Source organism: Longimicrobium sp., assembly GCA_036389135.1.
Taxonomy (GTDB): Bacteria; Gemmatimonadota; Gemmatimonadetes; order Longimicrobiales; family Longimicrobiaceae; genus Longimicrobium.
This window is the reverse complement of sequence record DASVQP010000016.1, coordinates 1-15,938: the sequence shown is the minus strand read 5'-3', so window position 1 is coordinate 15,938 and position 15,938 is coordinate 1. Positions and strand designations below refer to the sequence as shown.

16 protein-coding genes are annotated in these 15,938 nt (G+C 64.3%); 4 read left to right on the top strand and 12 right to left on the bottom strand.

Going from position 1 to position 15,938, the window contains the following annotated elements; genetic code table 11:
- Positions 1 to 42 precede the first annotated feature (42 nt).
- Positions 43 to 378, bottom strand: a complete 336-nt coding sequence (locus VF584_02765; protein ID HEX8209082.1) for a hypothetical protein — start codon at positions 376 to 378, stop codon at positions 43 to 45.
- Positions 379 to 553: 175 nt separating this feature from the next.
- Here VF584_02765 and VF584_02760 point away from each other — a divergent pair, with 175 nt between their 5' ends.
- Both VF584_02760 and VF584_02755 read left to right on the top strand, forming a co-directional pair.
- On the top strand, positions 554 to 1,399 hold the full coding sequence (locus VF584_02760; protein HEX8209081.1) for an alpha/beta fold hydrolase: 846 nt from the start codon (positions 554 to 556) through the stop codon (positions 1,397 to 1,399).
- A complete protein-coding gene (locus tag VF584_02755; protein HEX8209080.1) occupies positions 1,396 to 2,223 on the top strand; it encodes an alpha/beta fold hydrolase in 828 nt (275 codons plus the stop codon). Before VF584_02760 ends, VF584_02755 begins: the two co-directional genes overlap by 4 nt.
- Positions 2,224 to 2,349: 126 nt before the next feature.
- On the opposite strand, the gene VF584_02750 is transcribed toward VF584_02755, so the two are convergent.
- Positions 2,350 to 3,765, bottom strand: a complete 1,416-nt coding sequence (locus VF584_02750; protein HEX8209079.1) for a hypothetical protein — start codon at positions 3,763 to 3,765, stop codon at positions 2,350 to 2,352.
- A 696-nt stretch (positions 3,766 to 4,461) separates the two neighbouring features.
- Here VF584_02750 and VF584_02745 point away from each other — a divergent pair.
- The gene (locus VF584_02745) at positions 4,462 to 4,698 is read left to right on the top strand and encodes an alpha/beta hydrolase (protein ID HEX8209078.1); all 237 of its coding nucleotides are present in this window, start codon (positions 4,462 to 4,464) and stop codon (positions 4,696 to 4,698) included.
- A gap of 137 nt (positions 4,699 to 4,835) precedes the next feature.
- Here the strand turns inward: VF584_02745 and VF584_02740 are convergent, their stop codons facing one another.
- From VF584_02740 to VF584_02715, 6 genes are all read right to left on the bottom strand, one after another.
- Positions 4,836 to 5,426 (bottom strand): hypothetical protein, encoded by a 591-nt coding sequence (locus VF584_02740; GenBank protein HEX8209077.1) that lies wholly within the window; start codon positions 5,424 to 5,426, stop codon positions 4,836 to 4,838.
- A gap of 639 nt (positions 5,427 to 6,065) precedes the next feature.
- The gene (locus VF584_02735; GenBank protein ID HEX8209076.1) at positions 6,066 to 6,800 is read right to left on the bottom strand and encodes a hypothetical protein; all 735 of its coding nucleotides are present in this window, start codon (positions 6,798 to 6,800) and stop codon (positions 6,066 to 6,068) included.
- Between the two features lie 53 nt (positions 6,801 to 6,853).
- The gene (locus VF584_02730) at positions 6,854 to 7,435 is read right to left on the bottom strand and encodes a hypothetical protein (protein ID HEX8209075.1); all 582 of its coding nucleotides are present in this window, start codon (positions 7,433 to 7,435) and stop codon (positions 6,854 to 6,856) included.
- 82 nt (positions 7,436 to 7,517) lie between these two features.
- Positions 7,518 to 8,126 carry an HAD-IA family hydrolase gene (locus tag VF584_02725; GenBank protein HEX8209074.1) on the bottom strand — a complete coding sequence of 203 codons (609 nt, stop codon included), beginning with the start codon at positions 8,124 to 8,126 and terminating at the stop codon, positions 7,518 to 7,520.
- A gap of 150 nt (positions 8,127 to 8,276) precedes the next feature.
- Positions 8,277 to 8,717: a PIN domain-containing protein gene (locus VF584_02720; protein ID HEX8209073.1), complete on the bottom strand. Its 441-nt coding sequence runs from the start codon at positions 8,715 to 8,717 to the stop codon at positions 8,277 to 8,279.
- Complete coding sequence (locus tag VF584_02715; GenBank protein ID HEX8209072.1) at positions 8,708 to 8,938, bottom strand: Arc family DNA-binding protein; 231 nt, start codon at positions 8,936 to 8,938, stop codon at positions 8,708 to 8,710. Before VF584_02715 ends, VF584_02720 begins: the two co-directional genes overlap by 10 nt.
- A 333-nt stretch (positions 8,939 to 9,271) precedes the next feature.
- Here VF584_02715 and VF584_02710 point away from each other — a divergent pair, with 333 nt between their 5' ends.
- Complete coding sequence (locus VF584_02710; GenBank protein HEX8209071.1) at positions 9,272 to 9,508, top strand: alpha/beta hydrolase; 237 nt, start codon at positions 9,272 to 9,274, stop codon at positions 9,506 to 9,508.
- 226 nt (positions 9,509 to 9,734) lie between these two features.
- On the opposite strand, the gene VF584_02705 is transcribed toward VF584_02710, so the two are convergent.
- From VF584_02705 to VF584_02690, 4 genes are all read right to left on the bottom strand, one after another.
- Positions 9,735 to 10,148, bottom strand: a complete 414-nt coding sequence (locus VF584_02705) for a hypothetical protein (protein ID HEX8209070.1) — start codon at positions 10,146 to 10,148, stop codon at positions 9,735 to 9,737.
- A gap of 105 nt (positions 10,149 to 10,253) precedes the next feature.
- On the bottom strand, positions 10,254 to 11,195 hold the full coding sequence (locus tag VF584_02700; GenBank protein HEX8209069.1) for a toll/interleukin-1 receptor domain-containing protein: 942 nt from the start codon (positions 11,193 to 11,195) through the stop codon (positions 10,254 to 10,256).
- 264 nt (positions 11,196 to 11,459) lie between these two features.
- Positions 11,460 to 11,846 (bottom strand): hypothetical protein, encoded by a 387-nt coding sequence (locus VF584_02695; GenBank protein ID HEX8209068.1) that lies wholly within the window; start codon positions 11,844 to 11,846, stop codon positions 11,460 to 11,462.
- An 846-nt stretch (positions 11,847 to 12,692) separates the two neighbouring features.
- Entirely contained in the window at positions 12,693 to 14,018 is a 1,326-nt protein-coding gene (locus tag VF584_02690) for an ISNCY family transposase (GenBank protein HEX8209067.1), read from the bottom strand.
- Positions 14,019 to 15,938 lie beyond the last annotated feature (1,920 nt).

Sequence of the window (15,938 nt, the reverse complement as noted above, 5' to 3'; positions counted from 1 at the left end):
ACCCTCTCGGCACTATCCCGGCCCCTCCGTGCGGCCGCCGCGTCAGGCCGCGGCGGTCTCGGTCTCGGCTTCGGCTTCCGCCTCGAAGCTGCCGGCTTCGGCTTCCGCTTCGGCCTCGACGGGCGAGTTGGCGATCACCGGGCGGCAGAAGCGCAGCCCGATCCCAGCCAGCTCGTCCAGCTCTTCGCGGGTCAGCGCCGGATAGCGCTCGCCCATGAAGTCCACCGTATCCTTCATCCACTCCTCCTGCTGCTCAGCTTCGGCGCGAAGCACGCCGCAGCGGTGGATGTGGCTGAACAGCTCGTTCCGAGCCTCTTCCAGCGCCGAGGGCGCGGAGGAACGCTGCGGCTTCCGATCACGATCGCGGTTTCTGCTCAAAAGGCCTCCAAGTCGCGAAAAAAGAACCCCTCGCGCGGAGGGGAGAGTGGTGCGTTGCAAATGTATGGTAATCTAACGCTTTCCCGGCGTTTTGGAAACTCCGGGGTCCATCCTTTGCTACCCCGGCTCCGCTCGGAGGTTGCGGCCTCGCGGGGGGAACGTCTGGCGGAGGGTGATGATGGCGCGCGGGGGGATCGAGCGGGGCCCCGTTCGGGAGCGGTGGAGGTGGCCGGTGGCGCGTGCGTGGTGGCACACGCTCGGCCTGCGCGCGTCGTCCGCGGACGTGGGCCCGTACCGCGTGCACTGGGTGGAGGCGGGCGACCCCGCGGCCGAGACGCTGGTGCTGATCCACGGCCTCAGCGGATCGTCGCGCTGGTGGCAGCGCAACATCCCCGCGCTTGCGGCGCGCTACCGCGTGGTGGTGCCGGACCTGATCGGCTTCGGGCGCAGCCGCTGCCCCGGGCCCCTCCCCGCCATGCCGGACGTCGCCTCCGTCTTCGCGAAGTGGATGGACGCCGCCGGGACAGGCCCCGTGCACCTGGTGGGGCACTCGATGGGTGGCCACCTGGCCGTTCACGTGGCCGCGCGCCACCCGGAGCGCATCTGCCGGCTGGTGCTGGCCGATGCCGCCGGGCTCCCGCGGCCCGTCACCATCAGCTCGGTGGTGCGCTTCGTCTATGAGCTCGCCCCGCCCAAGCAGTGGGGCGACCCGGCCTTCCTCCCCGTCATCTGGGGCGACGCGCTCTCCGCCGGCCCGCTCGCCGTGGCGCAGGGGCTCCGCAACATCCTGCGCGACGACGTGCGCCCCCTGCTCCCCGTGCTGACCCAGCCCACGCTGGTGATCTGGGGCGCGGGCGACGCCGTTATCCCGGTGGAGAACGCGCACGTCTTCCGCGCCACCATCCCCGGCGCGCGGCTGGCGGTGATCCCCCACGCCTTCCACAACCCCATGGTGGACCAGCCGGACGCCTTCAACCGGCTGGTGCTCGACTTCCTCGCGGGCGAGCAGGTGGGGGAGTGACGCGTCCCGGCGAGGCGCTGGGCCGCGCCGCGGCGGAGTGGATCGTGACGCGGCGGGTGGAGGTGAACGGGATCGAGGTGCGCTACCGAGAGGCGGGGAGCGGGCCCGCGCTGGTCCTGGTCCACGGCCTCGGCTGCTCGGCGGACTACTGGGTGCGCAACGGCCCGCCGCTCGCCGCCGCCGGACTGCGCGTCCTCGCCCCCGACCTCCCCGGCTTCGGCCGCACCGAGGGCCCGTGGCGCGGCCTGGACATCGACGAGCAGGCGGCGGCGCTCGCGGCCTGGGTGGACGCGATGGGCCTGCCGCCCGCCGCGTACGTGGGCCATTCGCTCTCCTGCCAGACCGTCGTGGACCTCGCCGCGGACCACCCCGGCCGCGCCGTCGCCCTCCTCCTCGCCGCCCCCACCGGTGATCGCAGCGAGAAGCGCCGCATCCGCGAGATCATCGGCTTCGCGCGCGACATGTTCCGCGAGCCGCTCTCGCTCGTCCCCTGGATCGCGGAAGCGTACCTGCGCGCGGGCCTCGTCCGCTGGTTCCTGACCTGGTGGAAGGCGAAGCACCACGACCTCTTCGGCACCGCCGCGCGGGTGGGCGTCCCCGCGCGCGTGGTGGTGGGCGCGCGCGACCCGGTGGTCCCGATATGGTTCGCCGAGTCGGTGGCCGCGGCGCTCCCCGGCGCCCGCTGCATCGTGATCCCCCGCGCCGCCCACGCCGTCATCTTCGACGCCGCCGAACGCTTCAACCTCGCCATCCTCGACTTCCTGCGCGAGATCGGCCACGCGGACGCCGGGCCGCTGCCGAGTACGGCGTTGCGGGGGAGGTGAAGGGTCGTCAGGAAACAGCCACGCACGCTCCCGAATCGCGGGAGCCCGCCACGTACACAGTACAGAACCACGAGCAGATGTGGCGAAGCTGCCCACGGTGCACCACGGCAGACAGCGGAAACCGGATTACAGCTTGACCAGCGGCCACGCGGTCAAAGCCCCGCCGAAGTAGAATCGCCCTCTGCCGTAGGTGTCGCGCGTCCGCAGGTGGTCGGCGGCCGGAAGTGTTTGCCCGAACTGCTGTCCTTGCGAGAGCACCTTGTGGCGGGTCCACAGTACGCCCGCTCCGAATTTGATCGCGCTAAACACCGTCCCACCGAGGCCCACCCCGATTGCGCGGGTATCGGTAGAGGGGTTGGCGACGACTTCCGGGCCGATGCTGAACGGGAGCTGCACCGGGCCAACGCGGTCGGTCAGCGCCACACCTAGCGTGACCGCGAACGTGAAGCGAGAGTCCTGGGTGGAGACGGAGTCGATGACCGGCCCGCCGGTAAACGTCTTAGTTCCGGGTACCGCGTACGATGCTCTGGGCACATAGAGGAACGCGAGCCCCGCCGTAGGACGGATGCGGAACCGCGGCTGCGCTTCGAGCTTCAGCTTGCGCGCCGGCAGCGTAGCTACTCGATCGGTCTCCGCCATCCCTCGTTGCCCCACGGCGATGGACAGCGATCGGCCGCTGTTTTGGCGCACGCGTACGGCGCCGCACTCGACCTCCGGCTTCGCCTCGGCCACGATTCGTACCAACTGCTCCGTGCGGTACGCCGTGGCAGTCAGTGCCTCCGCGTCCGACTGCAGCTTCCCAAGAGACGCGTTCAGCCCCGGACCGGTGAGCGGGAGCGTCTCGACGTACGGCCGGAGGTTGCGGTGTGCCTCCGCCGCCTCGCTCAACAGCGTGACCGCGCGGCTCGCGAGCGTCTGCGATCCGCATCCCGCTGCCGGGCACGCGGCGGTGCGCACACCGGTGGCCAAGCCCAGGATGCGATCGCCTTCAGCCGTCCGCATCCCGTTCAGCGCGTCAAAAACGGCCAGCCGAGTCGCGTTCAGCCCCTGCGGGCCGAAAAGGTAGTCATCCATTGCTCGCAGCGCGGCCTCCGCCGCTCGCCGGGCTCGCTCCGCCTGGTCCGAGCGCCCGGACCCGCCGCGCATCGAATCCTCGATCATATTGAGCTTGTCGCGGTCGATTGTCATGCCGAAGACGTTCGCCGACACCTGCGGGACCGTCGCCAGCGACAGCACATTGGACAGGTACGGGCCGAAGGTGGTAAGCGCAGCGCGGAACGCCTCCAACTCCGGGACCTTCGACTCGGCTTGGTCTAACGTGCAGGCGTAGAGCGCGGAGTTTGAGTTCACTACCTTCACCTGGAGCGAGTCGCGCGAATCGATGCGAATCGTCTCACCCCCGGTCAGTGCGACGGGCTTTCCGCCGTTCGCGGAGAGGTAAGACCATGTGCCGCTCTTCTGGTCCACCTGCACCTGCTGCGCGCGCAGCGCGGGTGTGGCGGTGAAGATGGCGATCGCGAGGGTTATGGAGGTTCGCAGCATGAATGCTCTCCTTTGGAACCAGCGGGTGATCGGCAGACGCGGGTCCGGTCGACCCGGACGGAGGGATAGATGGCCCCGGAACGGATTATTCACAGGCGGCGCTAGGTGGACGGCCGGGGTGATGATGCACATTTCGTCACGAGAGCACCGGGCAGGGGAGCCCCGCCTCCGCGCGCCGACTGCCGCCGAGAATCAGCGAGGTGACGAGTGCCAGCACGATTCCGACATGGAGCGACTCCGACGAGGCCATCGCGACTTCGATTGCCCGGGGGTGGAGGCGCCATCCGGGTATGCACACAAGTTTCTTGATTTCACAAATCGCATGGTGTTCGAGGTCTTTGCCTCAGAGACGAGTTGTGATGCCGAATCCCGGGCTCCAGATCATACTCGAACTTCCGGCCGACACCAGCGCTCAGTGTCCATCGGTGCCGGGTTCGGAGCCCGACCCTCAACATTGTACGGATACTGGCGAGGGATCGCTGCACAAACTCCGCGCGGCGGTTCATGCCGACTCTCGCGAGACGCCGCACTGACCAGGCTGCTGCACGTGCGATCAGCTGCTGGCGCCGCCCTCCGCCCGTTGCGCCAATAAGGCGGCCTGGAACGCTGAGGCGTACCTGCGCGCAGGACCGGTGCGCTGGTTCCTGACCTGGTGGGAAGGCGAAGCACCACGACCTCTTCGGCACCGCCGCGCGGGTGGGCGTCCCCGCGCGCGTGGTCGTGGGTGCGCGCGACCCCGTGGTCCCAATCTGGTTCGCGGAGTCGGTGGCGGCGGCGCTCCCCGGCGCGCGCTGCGTCGTGATCCCCCGCGCCGCCCACGCCGTCATCTTCGACGCCGCCGAGCACTTCAACGCCGCCATCCTCGACTTCCTGCGCGAAACTGGCCACGCGGACGCCGGGAAGTTGCCACAGACCGGGCTGCGGGGGAGGTGAGGGGCCTCAGGATACCGCCACGCACGCCCCGAATCGAACTTGCGAGCATCAGGCGGGCAGTCACACCGCGTCTACAGCCCAGCCGATGTGTGCTGCCCGTCGCTTGCCATGCAGTAGTTCGGCGGTGGTCGGTGATGTCACTCCGGCCTTGTCCCTCCACCCGCCGACCTGACCGGAAGGGGGAAACTCCTCCACCGGTCACCGGGCAGGAATGATCCGAGCATGGCGCCGGTGACGGTCACCGCGCCCATGATGGATGCGTCACGTCTGCTGGGGAACGGAACCGAGCTATCCACAGAACCTCTGGTGCATTGCGACGGATCGGCTTCGGAACATCTGACCAGCCAGATCTGCTCCGGGGAGAGCTTGCGCATCAGAAGTGCCGCAATCAGCCCGAGGGCGGCGCCGCCTGCGGCACCGACCGTCATGCCGTGGGTGCGACTCCTCCGCCCGGCATGCACGTCCAGGGCAGCGACGTCGCGTATCGCCACCTGCAACTGTGAGTCTCCCACCTGCAAGAAGAGCGAATCCTGCCCGGCGGCCAACAGCATCGCGCCGCGGCGCTCATCAATTCCCGCCATGGGGGCGAGCACGCGCAGCCGTATGCCGGGAACGAGCTCCAGCGGAGGAGGCACAGCGGCATGCCCAGGCTCCTGCGCATGCATGGGGCCTGCGGAGAGCACGAATGACGCGGCGAGAAGGAGTGTGCACAGGCGGCGGGCGGCCATCGTCGGTTCCGGTGTGGGTGAACAGCGATGTCTTCAGCCAGGCACTCGTTCAACGCCCGAACACGTACACCTTTTGATCGCTGCGTAGTGTGACGGCGTCCTTGACGAGGGGACCCTTCTCTCGTCATTCCGGCCCGGACATATAGAGTGACTGCACTGGGTGGGCAGAGGCCGTATCGCGGATCTGCGAGAGCACGCTCGATTACGGCGTCCGATGCCGCTCAACCCACGATCGTAGGTCTATGAGCTTCACGAGTCAAGGTGACCGAATCAGTTGCGCGATAGCGCTCATCGCCGCGTGTGGCGCAGAGCATCGGTGATCGCCCTCCTGATGAAGCGCATCGCCTCCAGCGCGAGGATTGCTGGTACGAGCGTATTCGCTGCTGCATCGACGTAGTGCTCTCGTACAGCGGTTTACCTGGATTCGCACGACGCGCCGGTTATACAGGCAAGCACATGAGCCAGAGGCCCGCCTGGCGCCGGCTCGGTGCCACGCGCGTGCGCCCGCCGGCTCCACGTTTCTCGTTAGATCTCCAGCTTCCGCGGTCCGCCCGGGAGCCCGGCGCTGAGTTCGAACTGCCTCATCTTGAAGTCCGCCGCTTTGAATCCATACCGCTCCTGGAAGGCCACGGTCTCCGCTCACATCAGCTCCCCGTAGGTTTGCATCAGCGTGATCGCCTTCAGAATTTCGGACTGCTGGACGTACTGCTCGATGGCTTTAAGAAGCTGCGGATAGTCCGAGTTCTCCTTCGAGCCTCCGAACACGAGACGTAGCCCTCCACGGATTGCCGCCACCGGGTCGTGCTCGAGCGCAGGGGGGAGGTCCTTCTGGAACGCGAACCACCTGAGTAGCTTCGTTGGCCGGTCGCCGAAGCACGGCGGCGAGATGATCGCCCGGACGGCCACCTTGCAGGCCTCATCGTACCTGCCCAAGCGGATGTACTGCGCCCCTAAAACATTGAGCGCCTCGGTGTATTCCGGCAGGACTCCGACGGCCCTCTCCAGCAGCGCCACCGCAGCCTCCACGCGCTGCGCCCGCAGCTCCTCTTGTGCACCTGCGAAGCAGGCAAACGGAGAATGGGGGTCACCGTCCAGCGACGGCGGTTCCGGGTACTCTTCCTCTTCGAGTGGTTCTGTGACGCGAAGGAACACATCGAGCTTCGAGTACACCGGCGCCAGCCGCCACTCGTCGTGACGTAGCTCTCCCACCAACGGCTCTTCTTGCTCCCGCCCGAACGGCCAGTAGAGGCCGAACGTGTCACCGTTGCCGAGCTCGTACTCAGCGAAAGGGTAAAACCCCAGTGGCGGGTAGAATTCAGTTGCCTCGAATGCACGATCGAGCGAGATGCGGCCGATGCCGGCAGGCAATTTCATCCTGGGCTTTTCTCCAGTTCCTGGCGCATTTGTCAGGTGAGCGCGGGGCAGAGCTACCTTTGGTCGAGCCAGGGGTGACCGGGATGCGTGTGCTCCAGCGCGGCCCGAATCCACTCCCGGCGCTCCGGGGCAAGGTGATCTCGAACGGCTCGGAAGTCCAGCTCATCGACGGCCCTGGGCTGCTTGGCCTTGTAGAGGAGCACCACCGCAGGGCACAGGACCGGGAGCCCTGCGGATGAGGCGGCGATGACCTGGCGCGCGGGGCACCTCACCGTGGGATCACGGCGGAATACCCACTGGTCCCCCACTCGTTCGTTGAGCAGGAACTCCAGCGTGATGTTCGGGTCATCGGGAGACTGGGCGTGGACCTCGTGCACGGGCGAGGCGAGCCATTCCGTTGCGGGCCAGCTCGTGAGCACTCCGTTGACCACTTTGCGCAACTGCCACCCGGCGAGGTGCTCGTGCAGACGCGCCTGATCTTCGCGAAGTAGTGCCAGGTCGACGTCGGAGTGCGCTCGTGTGAGCCGACCCAGGAAGAGGTCGAGCGCCCACCCACCGCCGATACACCACGGCGCGGGAAAGTCACGCATGAGCGTGGCAGCGGTGGTGAGCTCGCGCGGGAGCTGGCCGATCAACTCTGTGGTTTCCATACCGCTGACGTGAGCACGCCTGAGCAGCGAGCCCGGATCAACCTCGCCAGAGCCTTCCGCGGGCAAGTCATGAACACAAGCTGCGCACGATGCTGGGTGAACTGTGCCTTGTCCAGTGAAGCGCCTGCCATCCCACCTTCAGCGCAGCCTCGACATTTCGGCGGTCGTCGTCGATGAGTAGCAGTTCGTCTCCATGCACCCCCACGGCCGCCTCAACCTTTGCGAAGAATTCCCTGTCCGGTTTCTTTGCTCCCAATCGCGCGGAGTAGAAGATGCCATCCACATGCTCAGCCAAACCTAGCTTTTCCATGAGATAGGCAGCTCGCAGGTGTTCTTGATTGGTCGCTAGATACACCCGGATCCCCGCGGAGCGAACCAGCGAGAGTTCCGGCAACAAAGCTGTGGCGAGACGCGAATCCTTTTCGAACCAGTATGAGACGAACTGAGCCGGGCTGACCTGTGGAGCGATCCTGTGAAGTGCGGTCGTCAGATGCTCCATCAAGCCAGCGCAACCGAGGACGACATCCTCCCAATAGGGAGCGAAGAACGCCTCTTGAAGCGTCTCAGGCGTGAATCCAAGATCCTCTTCAAGCGACGTCTGCCAGTGACGCCCGTCTTCTGGCCGCCCGTCGACCAGAACGCCGTCCACATCCACCATCAGTGCCTTGATCGGCAAGGCTCCCCCTCATCGACGCGAGTGCTCGTTCGCAAGGGCGCGGGTACTCCCACGCGTGCGTCCAGGATTTTAGTCACGATGAACGCTTGCTGTCTGAGCCGGCTCAGCATACTCAGGTCGGTATGCCGCGCGAAACAGGCCCGCGGTTGCTCAGGCGTGGGCACTAACCTGGAGAATTCGCAGCCCGGGGATTGAAGGAAGACGGCGGCCGTTGGTCACGAAGGTGGTACAGCCCTCCGCCAGTGCAGCCGCGAGTTGCAGCGCGTCGGGAGTCCGCACGCCCGTCGTCGCGCGGAGTTGCGCGGCCGCGCGGAGCAGGGCGCGGTCGATCTCGCGGAGGCGTACGCCCCTGCTGCGATTCAGAAGCGCTTCGTATCGATTGGCCAGCGGCAGGTTGCCGGCGCGGTACGGCACGACCAGCACCTCGAGCAGCGTCACCGCCGAGGTCACGATCGTCAGACGTTCCTCGTCGGCGGCGGCGAAGACGGGAAGCAGCGTTGGCAGGTACAGCGGGTGCGCCTCGATTAAATAGATGAACGCCGCGGTGTCCAGCGCCACCGGTCCCGCGCCCACTTCATCGATCAGTCCCACGAACCACGCTCGTCCGCAACGTGGCGCGCCGCGTCCATACCCGACCAGAGCTCCTTACCGAGGCCCTGAAGATCAAGAATCGACAGCGGCTCGTCCCGAGCGAGCACCTCCGACAGGATGTGCGTGACTTCCTGGGCAACGGATCGGTGCTGAGACTCCGCGCGCAGCTTCAACGATTCGTAGAGCGGGTCGGGTAAGTTCTTGATGTTCAGCGTCGCCATGCTTCCTCCTTTCTGCCTCCAATCTGGAGGATAGTGGCGACGGGGTCAAGCTGGGAGTTAGTCGCGGGCGAGGGGAGACTTTGGCCGCAGCTTTAGACCGGGAAAGTTCCTGCACACGGTACGCACACGTGATTACCGCTGCTGCCGAGATGTTGACTCTCGAAATAACGACCGAGGTTAGGCGCATGCAGTGCCTCGCGCGCGAAATAACCCGCGAGCCGCTGTCGCTGGTCCACTGGCTCGCGGAGGCGTACCTGCGCGCAGGACTGGTGCGCTGGTTCCTGACCGGGTGGAAAGGCGAAGCACCATCACATCTTCGGCACCGCCGCGCGGGTGGGTGTCCCCGCGCGCGTGGTGGTGGGCGCGCGCGCCCCCGTGGTCCCAAGATGGTTCGCTGAATCGGTGGCGGCGGCGCTCCCCGGCGCGCGCTGCATCGTGATCCCCCGCGCCGCCCACGCCATCAACTTCGACGCCGCCGAGCGCTTCAACACCGCCATTCTCGACTTCTTGTGCGAGATCGGCCACGCCGACGCCGGCCCGTTGCCGGACACGGCGCTGCGGTGGAGGTGAGGGTCTTCAGGATGTTGCCACGCACGCGCCTGCAACAGCCGCTGGCCGACGCAAACCCACGACGACACCTGCTTCACGGCCTCATAATGCCCCAGTTATCCTTTGACATTTAGTTTCGATGACGAATGCTCGTAGCTCCGCCAGCTTGTGGTCGCGAATGCGCCAGACGTCGCAGTATTCGGAATGCAGTTATAGGAGTGTAGGCGTGCTGCCGCGCTCTTGATGTTCAGACTACTCCCTTGATCAACGAAGTTGTGAGCGTGCCTATACCGACGAGGATCAGGCCACCGAGTGGAGTGCCGATCAGTATATATCCCCATCTCAACAACCCAGCTTGCTCGGCAACGAGTGCCCGATATCCGGCTAGCAGCGCCCACACGACCAAGCACGCCCATCCGATCATCCACGCGGTGAAGAAGAGGAGAATGCTCCAATCAAACAATGCGTTGAGATCGAACTCGTCGAAGAGCCAGATTGCGGAAATACCGGTTATGGATGCGAGACTCCCTGCCAAACTCACCCACTGGAGCAGCGGCGGGACCTTGGGAGCAGTATCGGGGTCGATTGGATCGTTCATTGTCTTCCAAACAGGTAAATCCAACGATACGCCAAGCCGAGAAGGAAGGGTAATCATCTGCATATCCTCCGTCAGTCGCAACTAAACTCTCCACCACGACTGAACGGTCTACACTGCGCAGCGCGAGGTGAACGAAAATCGCATGAACGGCTGCGTTCAGCCCTCTCGTCATGCGGGCGCCGCGCGACCAAGCTCTGCCAGTGCACTAACACTCCTGGTGTAGACCGCAGGGCTCGCTGGCACAATATTGAGAACTTCACCGAGATCTGTGATGAGTTGGTGGATCTGGGCCTCCTCTGATAACTGGAGAGCATTCAGATCGCTGAGCGGCCCGCTAAGACCCGCAGGCGAAAAGTCGCGCACAAGTAAAGGAATCAGATGGCGCTGGGCTCCCCAACGGGCGCCCAGCTCGAAAAGTACGAACGTCGAACTGAGGCTCTCATGCGAAATTAAGCCGATAAACGCCTCTGCTTCGAAGATCTCGGTCCGCAGCCGTTCCTTAGCGTTTACGCCTGCTGGCAATCGGTATCCGTCCACGCTGGTGCAGCGGATTTGTGCAGGTGGGAGCGACAACGCATCGCGTAACAAACGTATCAGTGCGTCGGCCGTCTGCCTGTCGTGACTACTATGGCTGATAAACAGGCGAATTTCTGGCATTGCAGCTGGGTCCTTTGCGGGAATGGGCTCGCTCAACTGGCCGATAACCTTCCGCCCCGCTGGCAGGAGACGAATATTTAGAACATCGAATCCATCGAAAGAAGAGGCGTCCATGCCGGTGATGAGGTCACCGTCGAGGAGAGCACGGACTATGACTCCCGTCTCTCTAGTAGTTAGACCGGTCACGCTCTCGATCTCACTAAGATTCGGGTCATGACCCTCTTCCTCATACTTTGCGATTGTGCGGAGAACGCGACCTTGCTTCACAGCCCAAGACGGCTCTGGCGTGGGATCTTCGAGAAAGTCACCCGGGTGAAGCCGGATTTCATCCGCTAGGATGGTCAGGAAGGTTCGATGAGAACGCAGCATCCGTTCGAATGATCCAGGATTAAGATCATCGAAGGTGATCGATTCGCGTTGGAACTTTGTTGCTTCGTCGTCTCCAATTTTCACGCGGAGAACTCGAACAGTTCTTTCCCTCCACCTGCGAAATCGCGGCAGTAGCTCCTCTGCGGGTGCCTCGCGAAGAATTCGATCGAACTCCTCTACCTGCTGCTCAATTGCGGAGATCGCCTGAGACGCTTTGGAGTTCATGGGATGCTTGTAGATGCGGAGTAAATGATACAGGCTACCAGCTTCGCGCTGAGGGTAGAAGCGGTACCTGCTTGCGCGGTCGCGTAACTGCGCAAACTGCGCCCCGGGTGCGATCCGACGTAATCACACGAAACTCTCCTCCTCGTTGTTGTCTATGAGGATGTCATTCATGATCGTATCAACATCTGCTTTCTGGTACTTGATGGCGTCGTATAGTCGCGCAATTCCAGGAGTCGTGGGCGCTTCCCAAGTCACGTCCCAACTAATGTCAAAGAACACCAACACCTCGCGACTCGTCCAATACGAGGTTTCCGAATCAATGTCGAACCCGCGGTAGCGCTCTTCATATATCCCGACGTGCCTGCCGTTGAACGTCGCGGTGAAGAACGCCAAGATCTTAGAGTCGGTCCCAACAGCAATCGAGTCAGGTGGCTCAATCCGACTCCACTGGAGCTTCCGAGATGTCGTGAGCTCCTCTAAGCGCTTAACAACGTCAGCTATGCTGGGCATGTTAGTGCATCCACTGAGTGTCTTTGTGCTGTTCGGTTGCAGCCTCGATTGCGCTCACAAGCTCAGCACGAGCGGCTAGTGTAGCGGTTTTGTCAATCGGTTCCGCTCTCGTGCGTGCAATTACCTTGATAGTAGCCTTCAATCGCTTAGATTCGCTCCCGGACGTTTTAGGCAGCAAGTTCCGCAATAGCGATTCACTCGACGCGAGCACAACACTCACCTGCGCTACATCAAGTGTGGGCGGCAGAAGCAGCTTCGAGAGTGTCTGCTCTTGATCAGCGAGGCGCTTCAGGAGAGCTGGACTGCGCACTCGGCGCAGGTACTGCCGCTTAATTTCGCTAACCTGCCTTAGAACCCAGAGCGACGCGGCGAGCCCTAGGATAGATGCGACGGTGCCAACGGCGCTCAACAACTCCATACCAGTTCGATGATGAGGGGCGCCCGTGGGCAGTGATAGTGGCTCGAAAACTCATGTTTAACGCCCTCTAACACCAAGCTCCCGCACCGGGGCTGCACCGCCGCGTCGAACCGCTCCGTCGTTGGGATTCCTACAACGCTCTGTTCGGCGGCGGGAGGACCCTGTCTGCGTCCGACCACTCGAATACCCCGGCTTTCTAAATAACACGCAAATTTCCCGCCCACCCCACCCTAGCTCGTTTCCATCCGGAAACAGCGGAAAAGCGGGTATCGGGTAGCCGTGGAAAACGTCGTACGGAGCGGTTGCTACGCAATTCGAACCCGATCCGCGGGTATGATTCCGCTCCGTTTGGGTCAGAGACGCAGGTACATGCCGCGTACGGGCACACTCCACCTCAGGGGTGACCCGCCGGGGCGCCTCCTGTCCGCTCAGGCCAGCGAGTGCCGTGCGAGCGTCAGCAGGTTGGCCGTCAGCACTCCGCTCCAGACGTAGCTCTGGAACGACAGCTCCCCGCGCCAGGTGCAGCGGTCCAGACCGAAGGCACGCTTCAGGAACGAGATCATCCCCTCGATCCCCGCACGGAAGTCCCGCAGCTTCCGGTACACCCAGGTGCTCTTCACCATGTCCGCCACCTTGAGCCCGCGCTTCTTCGCGAAGCACACGTCCCCCACCCCCAACTCCTTGGCCGCCCGCAGGTTCTCCTTCGAGGCGAACCCGCCGTCGAGTGCCGCCTGGCGCGGAGGACGGCCGTAGATCTCCTTCTGCCGCTGGAGCATGGGCGTGGAGAGCGTCGAGTCCGCGGGGTTGCCGTCCCGAATCACGCAATCCAGCACCAGCCCCGACGCGCCACCCGTCAGGAATACCTTGTGCCCGTAGAGGGTGTCGCGTCCATCCTTGACGATCACGTCTGTGTGCGCCTCGAAGATGGAGACCACCTTCTCTCCCGCCGACACGCTCTCCCCTCTGAGCACCCGTCGCTCGGTCTGGTCCACGACACGCTCCAGCAGCAGCCGGTGCCGGTTCAGCTCGAAGGCCAGCCGCCGCGCCTCCTCCGTGGAGTCCGCCAGCACGTCTCTGGCCGCCCGGGCATAGCCGAGCACCTTGCCCGCTACCTTGAGCAGGTCGCGGTACAGCGGCAGGCGCTTTTCCTTCGTCTTTGCCCGCTGGATGGCCAGCATCCGCCGCTTCGCGCGCTTCGTGTGGTCCCTCCATACGGTGAAGCAGGCACCCGCCTGCTCCAGGAGCCGCGTCAGCACCCGCACGCTGTCCCACAGCAGCGTGGAGTCACTCGGCGCGTGGATGTTGGCCTCCACCACCGTGCTGTCGATCCGCACCTTCCGGCCCTTCTCCACCCCCTCGCGTGCGGCCCGCTTCAGCAGCATGCGTCCGATCTCCTCCAGCGTCTCCGCCCGCACCTTCTTCACGTTCTCCGCCAGCGCCGAGCGGGACGGTACGCTCTCCAGCGCTCCGAAGCGGCAGAAGGTGCGGTAGCTCGCCGAGTCCAGCAGGTGGAAGTGCAGCGCTTCGTAGCCGAAGCCGTTCATCTGCTTGACCACCAGCACCCTCAGCACCTGGTCGCCGCTCATCCCGCCGCGCCCGGTCTGCGGGTTCTTCACCCCACGCACCAGGTCTTGCCCCACACGCTCCGCCATGCCACTTTCCGCATCCAGGATCCGGCTGATCGCCTCCAGCTCGCGTGCATGCGGGTGGGCGATCCAGGGCCGGGCCAACGAGAGCTGTTCGTGACGGCGCATTCGAGTGTGCTCCGCGTAAGGTGGTTTGAGCTTCGCAACCCAAACCTACGCCTTCCGCGCGAGATCCAACACACCCGGGTGCGCCGTCATCTCTTTGCCCCCGCCTCGCTTCCGAGTTTCCGGATGGACACGAGCTAGTGCGCTCCGGTGTCGGGGAAGTTCGACTTCACGTAGAGCGGCAACGTACCGGACGTACGCCGTGTTCGCCGGAGTGGCTCGGATGTCGATATACCGTCGCCCCCCAACAACACCGATCTTGGTAATCGGCCTCCGCTTCCGCTTGAACTCCGGCCGGACCGCCTCCGTCACGAGTTCGTTGCCGAAGCGTCCGCGGCGGGTAATGCGCAGCCGCGGCCGTAGGTGGCGCGACTGGCGCAAATCGCTAAGGCTGACTGGACGTGCCCCTATAATCTGGGCCGTGACCTCATCGGGCGCTTCGCTTCGGCACCGCATCTTCGAAGCGAAGACCAGTCCCCGCATATCTTCGCGCCTCGAAATGATGGATGGGTCTACACTTGGCCAGTTATCTCCGGGAGTGTCTTCGTCTCGCCCGCTCGTGTCCAGCATCAACCGCTCGCGATCGCTCATTCCCCGGCGTTTCCAATCCGAGGCGACTGCCCACCTGCAGTGCCATCCGTCTCCACTTGCTAGGCGCACCAGAAACTCGTCCCGGTGCAACATGTGGAGCGCGTTTGTCCAAGCGTAGGGCGGAAATCCCTCGAGTCGGTACCCGGGACGGGACCGCGCGAACAGGCGAATACAGCGTGTGGTGAACGGACGACCTCCGCTGCGGCGCCATAGGTCTTTGATCGCCCTACGGCGTCGATCAATGGTCAATTCAACCTCTGACCGAACCCAGTGGGGCCCATCTGGCGGCGCGTAGTAGTTGAGTTCACGCCCTTCCCGCTGGCGGCGGTTAACCGTGTGTACGCGGCCGTGCTCACGCAAGGAGTTCAGGAGCGTCTGCACCGTCACATTCCCGCGGAGCAGGAGGTGCGGATCCTGATCAACTTCGCGTACGATCTCCGAAGTCGGAACGGCACTCTGCCAGTGATTCGTAGCCCGGACCACCGCTTCCTCGACCCGCCGGAGGTCCGTATCAAAGGCTGGGGGAGATAGGTTGCACCACCCAGTGGGCGCGTAGTATGTGTGCCCGTTATGGTGCTCCGCTCGGACCGAACCCTCCGCTTTGAGCATGCTTAGATCATTTCGTACGGTGCCCCAGCTGGGGGCTTCGCCCATGTCCTCATCCCAGCACGAGCGGATTGCCTGAACCCGCACCATCGTGGCTTCTTGCCGTACCGCTTGCTCGAGCGCTTCGAGAATATTCGCTGATCGCCGCTCAACGGTGGCTCCCATGACACGTCGCGACTGCGTTGGAGCTTCGGGGAGAGGCAGATTGCTTGCAGAAAACTGGTAGAACGTTAGCCCACCCCGTTTCGTCGCCATCACGCGGCCAGCTACAGCTGCCGGCTCGAATGCCCGCGTCCAAGATTGACCAAGTGCTGCCGGAGCTGGGGTTTCGCCGCCGACGGGCCAGAACTCGCCGATCTCGCGCCACGTGACCTGGGTTCCAGCCCGGTCCAGCGCGGCATGCAACGCGATTTCACCCAGCCCACAGATGCGTTCGCGGAATGCATTGAACCGATCCTGGGGAGGTGGAGAAAGCGGGGCTCCTCCCGCCATGCGGTAGTACACGCACGCACCCCGTTTCTCCTTCACGACGCGCTCTGCGGCGATGCTCGGCTCGAATACCCACCGCCAGGGCTGGACGCGGCAGTAGAATAAATGGAAGGGCTGGCCCCCTGGTTCAACGTGGATTAATGATCCCCGTGCGAACGCAGGAGCATCAGAGCCACATGCGGCCGAGGCCGCATTCGGACAGGAGACCAGCCCTATGCATCAGATTATCTGGCTCGG